The 10,133-nt window shown below is 33.6% G+C and carries 11 protein-coding genes; 7 read left to right on the top strand and 4 right to left on the bottom strand.

The annotated features are described in order from the left end of the window. The first annotated feature begins 150 nt into the window (after positions 1 to 150). Positions 151 to 2,352, top strand: coding sequence for a TonB-dependent receptor (locus VGE71_RS22110; RefSeq protein ID WP_331140264.1), 2,202 nt, complete (start codon positions 151 to 153; stop codon positions 2,350 to 2,352). A 50-nt stretch (positions 2,353 to 2,402) separates the two neighbouring features. Here the strand turns inward: VGE71_RS22110 and VGE71_RS22105 are convergent, their stop codons facing one another. After that, positions 2,403 to 2,819, bottom strand: coding sequence for a hypothetical protein (locus tag VGE71_RS22105; protein WP_331140263.1), 417 nt, complete (start codon positions 2,817 to 2,819; stop codon positions 2,403 to 2,405). Between the two features lie 156 nt (positions 2,820 to 2,975). Here VGE71_RS22105 and greA point away from each other — a divergent pair, with 156 nt between their 5' ends. Then, on the top strand, positions 2,976 to 3,452 hold the full coding sequence (gene greA, locus VGE71_RS22100) for a transcription elongation factor GreA (RefSeq protein WP_179003126.1): 477 nt from the start codon (positions 2,976 to 2,978) through the stop codon (positions 3,450 to 3,452). A gap of 62 nt (positions 3,453 to 3,514) precedes the next feature. Next, positions 3,515 to 3,904, top strand: coding sequence for an HIT family protein (locus VGE71_RS22095; RefSeq protein WP_331140262.1), 390 nt, complete (start codon positions 3,515 to 3,517; stop codon positions 3,902 to 3,904). Between the two features lie 49 nt (positions 3,905 to 3,953). Here VGE71_RS22095 and VGE71_RS22090 read toward each other — a convergent pair whose 3' ends face one another. Then, positions 3,954 to 5,105 carry a HAMP domain-containing sensor histidine kinase gene (locus VGE71_RS22090; protein WP_331140261.1) on the bottom strand — a complete coding sequence of 384 codons (1,152 nt, stop codon included), beginning with the start codon at positions 5,103 to 5,105 and terminating at the stop codon, positions 3,954 to 3,956. Positions 5,106 to 5,264: 159 nt separating this feature from the next. Between VGE71_RS22090 and VGE71_RS22085 the strand changes: the two genes are divergently transcribed. The 4 genes from VGE71_RS22085 to VGE71_RS22070 all read left to right on the top strand — a co-directional run bounded on the left by VGE71_RS22085 (position 5,265) and on the right by VGE71_RS22070 (position 8,108). Continuing rightward, positions 5,265 to 6,140 carry a flavin reductase family protein gene (locus VGE71_RS22085; RefSeq protein ID WP_331140260.1) on the top strand — a complete coding sequence of 292 codons (876 nt, stop codon included), beginning with the start codon at positions 5,265 to 5,267 and terminating at the stop codon, positions 6,138 to 6,140. Between the two features lie 33 nt (positions 6,141 to 6,173). Beyond that, the gene (locus tag VGE71_RS22080) at positions 6,174 to 6,545 is read left to right on the top strand and encodes a DUF3127 domain-containing protein (protein WP_144215511.1); all 372 of its coding nucleotides are present in this window, start codon (positions 6,174 to 6,176) and stop codon (positions 6,543 to 6,545) included. Positions 6,546 to 6,674: 129 nt separating this feature from the next. Beyond that, positions 6,675 to 7,313 (top strand): leucyl/phenylalanyl-tRNA--protein transferase, encoded by a 639-nt coding sequence (gene aat / locus VGE71_RS22075; protein ID WP_331140259.1) that lies wholly within the window; start codon positions 6,675 to 6,677, stop codon positions 7,311 to 7,313. After that, on the top strand, positions 7,314 to 8,108 hold the full coding sequence (locus VGE71_RS22070) for an MOSC domain-containing protein (RefSeq protein ID WP_331140258.1): 795 nt from the start codon (positions 7,314 to 7,316) through the stop codon (positions 8,106 to 8,108). On the opposite strand, the gene VGE71_RS22065 is transcribed toward VGE71_RS22070, so the two are convergent. Beyond that, positions 8,105 to 8,815, bottom strand: coding sequence for a HesA/MoeB/ThiF family protein (locus tag VGE71_RS22065; protein ID WP_331140257.1), 711 nt, complete (start codon positions 8,813 to 8,815; stop codon positions 8,105 to 8,107). The genes VGE71_RS22070 and VGE71_RS22065 overlap by 4 nt on opposite strands. A gap of 100 nt (positions 8,816 to 8,915) precedes the next feature. Then, positions 8,916 to 10,028, bottom strand: a complete 1,113-nt coding sequence (gene thiH / locus VGE71_RS22060) for a 2-iminoacetate synthase ThiH (RefSeq protein WP_331140256.1) — start codon at positions 10,026 to 10,028, stop codon at positions 8,916 to 8,918. Positions 10,029 to 10,133 lie beyond the last annotated feature (105 nt).

The following is a 10,133-nucleotide window of genomic DNA, read 5'->3' as shown; positions in this document are numbered from 1 at the left end:
GAGCTGAGATCATACCCAAAGAACCTGAGCGAGTAATGTTGCTAAGGGAAAAAACGACACTATCGAGCGTGCACACTTTATTTTGTCGTGAAACACATTTATTAATTTAACAAAAGAATAATTCCCCCTTTTATTCGTAATCTTTTACGAATGAAAACTATTTTTAAAGGTACTTTTCAAGGTACAAAGGCACAAAGAAACAAAGGTTCTGAGGCTAAAAATCTTAGTGGAACCAAATCTATTTTCTTTCTTCTATTTTCTATTTTCTTTACTCTATTTTCTTTTGCACAAAAGCAAGATTCTACAAAAGTAAATTCTCTGGATGAGGTTTTGGTTTCTGCAATTCGTGTAACAACAAAAACACCGGTTACGTTTAGTAATATGGATAAAAAAGAGATTAAATACAGAAATCTTGGTCAGGATATTCCCGTTTTAATGAACTATCTGCCATCTGTTGTAACAACTTCAGATGCGGGAGGCGGAATAGGATATACCGGAATCAGAGTCCGCGGAAGCGATGCAACTCGTGTAAACGTTACCATCAACGGAATTCCGTACAACGATGCCGAAAGTCAAGGAACTTTTTGGGTAAATATGCCCGATTTTGCTTCTTCTGTAGAAAGCTTACAATTGCAACGCGGAGTAGGAACTTCTACAAACGGTTCTGGAGCTTTTGGCGCAAGTTTAAACATGCTGACAGACAGTTATGCTTCTAAACCAACAGGAGAAATTTCAAGTTCTTTCGGAAGTTTTAATTCTAATAAAAATACCGTAAAATTTAGTACAGGTTTATTAAATGATCATTTTGAATTGGCAGGACGTTTGTCTACAGTGAAATCGGATGGTTATGTAGATCGTGCAAGTTCTAATCTAAAATCGTATTTTCTTCAAGGAACTTATGTTGGAAAAACAACCTTAATCAAAGCATTGGTTTTTGGAGGAACACAAAAAACATATCAGGCCTGGAACGGAATCGATGCTGACAAATTAAATACAGACCGCAGATATAATTCGGCTGGAGAATATACAGATGAAGCTGGAAATACTCGTTATTATGATAACGAAACAGATAATTACAACCAGGATCATTATCAATTACATTGGAGCGAATCAATCTCTGATAAATGGAGTACGAACTTAGCTTTTCATTATACGAAAGGAAAAGGTTATTTTGAGAATTATAAAGAAGATGAACCAATTGAAGGATATGGCGCAATTGGATCGACAAAAATGGTGGAGAATGATTTAGGTGAATTGGTTCCAGGAACAGATTTAATTCGTCAAAAATGGTTAGACAATGATTTTTATGGAACCACTTTCTCTGCAAAATATGTGACAGAAAAATTGAATGTTATTGTTGGTGGAGCTTGGAATAAATACGAAGGTGATCATTACGGAAAAGTAATTTGGGCCAGAAATGCAGGAACTTCAGAATTAGGAGATCATTACTATGATGATTATTCTTCAAAAACAGATGGAAATATTTTCGCTAAAGCCAATTATCAGTTTACAGAAAAGTTAAGTTTCTACGGAGATTTACAATACAGAAACGTACATTATAAAGCCAATAGTGCCGAAACTGGTTTGGTCAATGATACTTTTAATTTCTTTAATCCAAAAGCAGGATTGAATTATGAAATCAATCAAAAAAATACGCTTTATTTCTCTTATGCACGCGCCAATCGTGAACCTAACAGAACGGATTACGAAGGTGGAAATGTAAAACCAGAAAAACTAAATGATTTCGAATTAGGCTGGAGATTCAATTCAGAGAAGTTTCAATTGAATTCTAATCTGTATTATATGGGTTACAAAGATCAATTGATTTTAACTGGAAGATTGGATGATGTTGGAGCTCCAATTCGTGCGAATACTGAAAAAAGCTACCGTTTAGGTTTTGAAGTTGATGCAACAATTGCGCTTTCAGAGAAATTTACATTAAGACCAAACTTTACTTTAAGCAGCAACAAAAACGTAGATTTAGCAGTTGATGGTGAATATTATGGAACTACAAAAATTGCGTATTCTCCAGAAGTAATTGCAGGAAACGTTATTGTTTACAAACCAATAGAGAGATTATACCTTTCGTTACTACAGAAATACGTAGGCGAGCAATACATGAATAACATCGAATTGCCTGCAGCTAAATTGGCCGATTATTTTGTAAATGATTTGAATGTTTCTTACGAAATAAAACCAAGTTCTATTTTCAAATCAATTACCATTACCGGAATGGTTAATAATATTTTAGATAAAAAATATGTTTCAAACGGAGCCATGTGGGATATTTATCCGTACTATTATCCACAGGCAGGAATTAATTTCTTAGCTGGTTTGACACTAAAGTTCTAATTGAGTTTAGTCTAAAAAAAAAGCCTGAAAATTATTTTTCAGGCTTTTTTTTAATTATATACATGAACTACAGTTCCCGAAAATTCTACTCGATATTGTTTCATTGGGTATTCTTTTTCTCCAAGTCCTGTAAATAAATTGTATTTGACTTTATCACAAGAACAAACGGCATAAATACCATCTATTGTCATGGCTGTGCAAGAAGTAAGTTCCTGATTTGGACATGCAGCATCAAAAGCAGTAAAAGTATTTGGTCCTGTTTTCATTACAATAATTCCTTTTGCCCCATAATTAGAAACATACACAGGATTACTTACATACAGCAAATTGTTATAACTAGGCAAATTAGTATCCAGATATGCATTTATAGAATAATTAGGAATATACGGATTGTTATTGCTTCTGTTATTGTCGCTGCAAGAGAATAAAACAGCTGTAAATACGATAAAGAACCAGATTTTTTTCATTATTTGAATAAGAATTAGTGAAACAAAAATAATTTATTTAGATTTGAAATCTATATGATTAACATATAATTATGTACTATTAAAAATTATAGTATATTTGTGGTAAGAAAATCCCGTCGCGATGGGATTTTTTGTATTTATATAAACGATGAAGTTATGAGTAAAGTATCCTATTATACAGCAGAAGGACTAAAAAAATTAAAAGATGAATTGGAGCACTTAAAAAGTGTAATGCGTCCAAAGGCATCTCAAGATATTGCAGACGCGAGAGATAAAGGTGATTTGTCTGAAAATGCGGAATATGATGCAGCTAAAGAAGCGCAAGGTTTATTGGAAATGAGAATTTCTAAACTAGAAGAAGTATATGCAAATGCAAGATTAATAGATGAGTCTCAATTAGATGTTTCTAAAGTTTTGGTTTTGTCAAATGTAAAGATCAAAAACCAAAGCAACGGAATGGAAATGAAATATACACTTGTTGCTGAAAGTGAAGCTGATTTAAAAACAGGAAAAATCTCTGTAACATCTCCAATTGGAAAAGGTTTACTTGGAAAATCTGTTGGCGAAGTAGCAGAAATTACTGTGCCAAACGGTACTTTGAAATTCGAAATCCTTGAAATTACAAGAGACTAATTCTAGTTTAACCGTTTAATCGTTAAGTCGGTTAAACGATTAACCAAATAAACGAATAAACTATGAGTTCAATATTCACCAAAATAGTAAACGGGGAGATTCCAGCTTATAAAATTGCGGAAGACGAAAACTATTTAGCGTTTTTAGATGTAAATCCAAATGCAAAAGGACATACACTTTGTATTCCAAAACAAGAAATCGATAAGATTTTTGATATGGATGACGAGCTGTATTTAGGCTTAATGAAGTTTTCTAAAAAAATTGCAGTAGCCTTAGAAAAAACAGTTCCATGCAAAAGAGTCGGAATTGCGGTTGTTGGACTTGAAGTACCTCACGCACACGTGCATTTGATTCCGTTAAACGAAATGGATGAAATGCGTTTCATCAATAAAGTTTCACTTTCTAAAGAAGAATTTGAAGCTTTAGCAAAAGATATTCAATCGAATTTGTAGTAGATTTCAATTTCGATTATTTCAAAAAAGAAAGTGCAGTAAAAACGATTTACTGCACTTTTTTATTTAATGAAATCTGAAAAGTAGTTCCCTTGCCAATTTCAGAATTTAAAACCTTAATATTTCCGTTGTGATATTCTTCAACAATTCTTTTGGTTAAAGAAAGTCCAAGTCCCCAACCACGTTTTTTGGTTGTAAATCCAGGTTCGAAAATGGTTTTAAATTGTTTTTTTAAAATTCCAGTTCCCGAATCTTTTATATTGATTTTAATATGAAAAGCGTCTTGTTCAATTTGAAGATCAAGACTTCCTTTTCCTTTCATGGCATCAATAGCATTTTTTACTAAATTTTCGATCGTCCAGCTATGTAACGTCGGGTTTATCATAGCGTAAAGAGGTTCTTTTGGAGCACTGAATGAAAATGCAATTTGTTTAGAAAAACGGGATTGCAGATATTCATAAGAATTTTTGGTTTCTTCAATAATATTGAGAGGTTCCAGAACAGGTACTGAACCAATTTTAGAAAAACGATCTGTAATGGTTTGCAGACGCTCAATATCTTTCTCGATTTCAAGACTAATAGAAGGATCGATATCTTCTGTTTTCAATATTTCAACCCATCCAATCAAAGAAGATAAAGGAGTTCCAATCTGATGTGCCGTTTCTTTTGCCATTCCTGCCCAAAGTTTATTTTGGGTGGCCATTTTGGTGCTTTTGTAAAAATTATAAATCAAAGCAATACACAAAACAATAATCAGAAATAAAGCAATCGGGTAATATTTAAGCTTATTCAGTAATCCGGAATTTCCATAATATAAGGTTTGGTATTTTCCGGGAGCATATTCAAAAGTGATAGGCTCATTTTCGTTTCTCAGTTTATTTAAATAAGCATTTCTTTTTTTCTTGTTAGTAAGAATTTCATCTGGAACATTCGTAGCGCTCACTACTTTGTCAAACAATATTACTATTGCCGGAATTGAAGTGTTGTTGTTGATGATTTGAAGCGGAAGTTCAACATCGGTATTTTCGTTCGCATTTAGAATTGTAATTTGTGCATTCACAAAAAGTTTCATCTTCAAACGTTCCTCATTTTTAAAGATTTGGAAGAAAGTATAAGTATTCCAAAGAATTAGAGAAATGATTAAAAAGCAGATAGAAATAATAATCCAGCGAGTTGTATTTGTTCTTTCAGAAAAAGACATATCGAGTTTTTTGTGGTATAAATATAACGAAATATACCTATTCTATATTTTGAAGAGGATGAAAGTTTTTTTGTTTTTATCTGCAAAACTATTTTTCATAATTAAACCATTTCGATACTTTTGCAGGTACAAAAAAAGATTCTGTTTAAATCAAAAAGTATGATCAGCATTAATCCAAAAGAGATTCCAACGGCCCAATTGCAAGGTTATTTGCAGAGTTCAATCGGACCTAGACCAATTGCTTTTGCAAGTACTATTAGTGATAAAGGAATTCCGAATTTATCGCCGTTTAGTTTCTTTAATGTGTTTAGTGCCAATCCGCCAATTTTGGTTTTTTCGCCATCAAGACGTGTTCGTGACAATACAATCAAACATACTTTGATTAACGCCGAAGCAACTCGTGAGGTTGTCATAAATGTGGTCAATTACGATATCGTGCAACAGACTTCTCTGGCAAGTACAGAATATGGAGATGGTGTAAACGAATTTATCAAAGCTGGTTTAACCCAGATTCCGTCAGATATCGTAAAACCTTATCGCGTTAAAGAATCTCCAGTTCAATTTGAATGCAAGGTAACACAGATTATTCCCTTAGGAACAGAAGGCGGAGCTGGAAATCTAATTTTATGCGAAGTAGTAAAAATTCACATCAGTGAATCTATTTTAGATGAAAAAGGAGCCATCGATCAGCATAAAATAGATTTGGTTTCAAGACTTGGAAATAACTGGTATTCAAGATCCAATCAAGGACTTTTTGAAGTTGCAAAACCCCTGACAACACTGGGAATAGGAGTAGATGCTGTGCCGAATTTTGTAAAAGAAAGCGGTGTTTTTGACGGTAACGATTTAGGCAAATTAGGTAATATAGAATCCTTGCCTACAATAGAAGAAGTTAGTATATTTGTGAAAGAAAATTTCGCAGTCAAAGGAGTTTTAAGCTCAGATGACCAGAAAAAAGTACACTTAGAGGCCAAAAAATATCTGGATAAAGGAGATGTAGAATCGGCTTGGAAAGTGCTTTTAGCCAAAAAATAAAAGAAATAGAAACAATAATTAATATAGACGAAGATGGAAGTTACAGGAAAAGTAAAAGTGGTTAACCCAGAGCAGCAAGTTAGTGCCTCATTCAAAAAAAGAGAATTAGTTGTTACTACTGAGGAGCAGTATCCACAACATATTTTAATCGAATTTACGCAAGATAAATGCGATTTATTGAGTAGCTATAAACAAGGAGATGCTGTAAAAGTTTCTATCAATTTAAGAGGAAGAGAATGGGTTAATCCACAAGGAGAAACTAGATATTTCAATAGTATTCAAGGTTGGAGAATCGAAAGATTAGCAGCAGAAGGACAAGGACAAGCTCCTGCAATGCCAGCAGCTGAAACATTTGCTCCTGCAACAAGCATTAACGAAGACGAACCAGACGATTTACCATTCTAATAAAAAGTAAATCTCAAAATTTGAAAATTCCAAATTCCAATTCATTCTCGTGAATTTGGGATTTGGAATTTTGCTTTTGAATTAATACTTCTAATTGGAATTTGGAATTTTGTCATTGAAATTTAAAAAATGTATTTCCTATTTGATAATTTATATTTTCCACCTGTTTCAGAAGCCGATGAAGAAGGTATTCTGGCTGTTGGTGGAGACTTGAGTCCGGAACGTTTAAAACTCGCGTACAAAAAAGGAATTTTCCCTTGGTTTAATGAAGGCGAACCTATTCTTTGGTGGGCGCCAGATCCTCGTATGGTTCTGTTTTTAGATGAATTGGTTATTTCTAAAAGCATGCGAAATATTTTAAATAGAAAACAATTTACAGTTACCTTTAATACCAATTTCAAAGAAGTAATTGCGAACTGCCAGAAAATACAACGTGTTGGTCAGGACGGAACCTGGATTTCCGATGATATAGTAGAATCCTATTGTGAGCTTAATCGTCAGGGAATTGCAAAATCGGTTGAGGTTTGGCAAGAAGGCGAGTTGGTTGGAGGTTTGTATGGAGTTGATTTAGGGCATGTTTTCTGTGGAGAAAGTATGTTTTCGAAAGTATCGAATGCTTCAAAAGTGGCTTTTATATCATTGGTAAAACATTTAGAAAAAGAAAATTATAAACTATTGGATTGTCAGGTTTATAATCCGCATTTAGACAGTTTAGGCTGCCGTGAGATTGATCGGGAAGAATTTATGTCTATTTTAAAAAGTGAATAAATGAGCGCAGTTTACAGTGTAAAAGAAATTTATATTTATCCGGTAAAAAGTTTAGCAGGCATTAGCCTAAAAAGTGCTCATGCCGAAGAAATGGGCTTTGAAAACGACCGAAGATGGATGCTGATTAATGTTGAAAATATTCATGTTACACAACGAGAATATCCAATAATGAGTCAGTTTTATCCTGAGATTTTGGGAGATAAAATTCAAATTACTTTTGAAGGAGAAACGCACGAATTTTCTATTCATGAACATTTAGAGAATCCTATAGAATCTCAAGTTTGGGATGATAAAAGTGAAGTTTTCGAAGTGAATAAAAATTCTTCAAAATGGTTTAGCGATAAATTAGGTTTCGAATGCAGATTGGTAAAAATCAATAAAATTGGAGCCCGTAAACATGAAAGTTCCAGAACAAATGAAACCTATAATGTGAGTTTGGCTGATGGTTATCCTTATTTATTAATTGGAACTGAAAGCCTTGATTTTTTAAATGAAAAATTAGAAGAAAAAATCACCATTAAAAGATTTCGCCCAAACATCGTTGTAAGCACCAAAAACGCCCACGAAGAAGACGATTTCAAGACTTTTACAATTGGAAAGGTTCAATTTAAAAACATAAAACCTTGTGGAAGATGTATTATGGTAAACAATGATCCGCAGAAAGCAATTGTAAAAAAGGAACCTTTAAAAACCTTGAGCAAATACAGAAATGTAGATAATTCTGTTTTATTCGGAACTAATCTTGTGAGTCTGAATTCTGGAATTATCAATGTTGGTGATGAGGTTGTTTTTTAGAAATTCAGCTTTGTGAAGTTCCAGTTTAAAGTATTAAAAAGTATCAATTCGTTGCTTAAAGTTGGCAATTCGAGAATCAGTTTCAGCGTTTCGTGCGCCATCATATTGCCAATAATTCCCGGCAAAGTTCCTAAAACGCCATTCAAATTGCAATTCGGAACATCTTTTGGATCTGGCATTTCTGGAAATAAATCACGAAGATTTTTACTTCCTTTATAGTTGAAAACAGCAATTTGTCCTTCAAATTTTAAAATACTTCCATAGACCAAAGGTTTTTTCAACGTAACGCAAGTATCATTCACTAAATAACGAGTCGTAAAATTATCCGAACCATCTACGACAATATCATATTGCTGAATGATTTTGGATGCGTTTTCAGCAGTTAATTTTTCATTTATCGCCACAGCTTCAATCAACGGATTTAATTGAGAAACGACATCTTTTGCAACAACAGCTTTGTGTTGGCCAATTTCGTTTTCAGTATATAAAATTTGTCGATGAAGATTGTGAATTTCAATCGTATCAAAATCCATAATTCCGATAAAACCAACACCAGCAGTCGCAATATATTGCAAAATCGGACAGCCCAAACCGCCCGCTCCAATCACTAAAACTCTAGCTTTTTTCAATTTTTCCTGACCTTCATCACCAATTTCGGGAAGAATAGTTTGTCTGTTATAACGAAGGAATTCTTGTATAATACTCATGTTTAAATTTTAGATTTCTGATTTTAGATTTTAGATTATTGGAATTTGGACCCGAGCGATAGCGAATAGGCGAAGCAATTTTTAAATTGGAATTTGATATTTAAACAAATGCTTTTGTCCAATCTTTCCAAACCGGTTCATAACCTGCATTTTTTATGATTTTTGAGATTTCTTCTGCAGAGCGCTCATCACTGATTTCGAATTGTTCCAAAGACTGCGGATCCACCACATAACCACCCGGATTTGTTTTAGAACCTGCACTCATACTCGTAACACCAATCGGAATAATGTTATTTCTGAATTTTTCGTTTTCGCGAGTTGAAATGGAGATTTCCAGATCTTCATTCCATAAACGGTAAGCGCAAATTAATTGCGTCAAATCTTTATCATCCATAATGAAATTGGGTTCGATAATACCTTCAGCCGGTCGCAGACGCGGAAAAGAAACTGAGTATTTTGTCTGCCAATATTTCTTCTGCAAATAATCTAAATGCAAGGCATTGAAAAAACTATCCGTTCGCCAATCTTCCAAACCTAATAAAACGCCTAAACCAATTTTATGAATTCCAGCAGTTCCAATTCGGTCTGGAGTTTCCAATCGATAATCGAAGTTTGATTTTTTGCCTTTGGTATGATATTTTTTGTAAACTTCCTGATGATACGTTTCCTGATAAACCAAAACTGAATAAACTCCTGCATCATGCAAACGCGCATAATCTTCTGTAGAAAGCGGTTGAACTTCAACAGAAATAATCGAAAAATCTTCTTTGATTAGATGAATGGCATTCAAAAAATAATTAATGTTTACCGTATAATTTGCTTCGCCAGTAACCAATAAAACATGATCAAACCCAGTGTTTTTTAAAGCTTCGACTTCGAGTTTTATTTCGGCGTCAGAAAGTGTTTTTCTTTTGATTTTATTGTCAAGACTAAAGCCACAATAGGTGCAAATGTTTTGGCATTCGTTACTCAAATAAAGTGGTGCATACATTTGAATGGTTTTTCCAAAACGTTTCTTGGTGATTTCATGGCATTTTTGTGCCATTTGCTCTAAATAATTTTGAGCAATAGGAGAAATCAGAATCAGAAAATCATCGAGATTGTATTTGGTTTTAGATAAAGTTCGTTGGACATCTTTTGATGTGGTTTTGTATATTCTGGATTGGATTTCATCCCAGTTACATTGCTCAAAAATGGATTTGAAAGTATTCATGTGGGTTTGTTTTTTTACCGCAAAGAGCGCTAAGAATTACGCAAAGTTCGCTAAGCTTTGCGGGCTTTATTATTAATAATTGAGAGCTCAAAGCTTAGCGAACTT

Origin of the sequence: Flavobacterium sp. (assembly GCF_036405015.1) — a bacterium.
Lineage (GTDB): Bacteria > Bacteroidota > Bacteroidia > Flavobacteriales > Flavobacteriaceae > Flavobacterium.
This window is presented reverse-complemented; position numbering and strand designations above follow the sequence as displayed.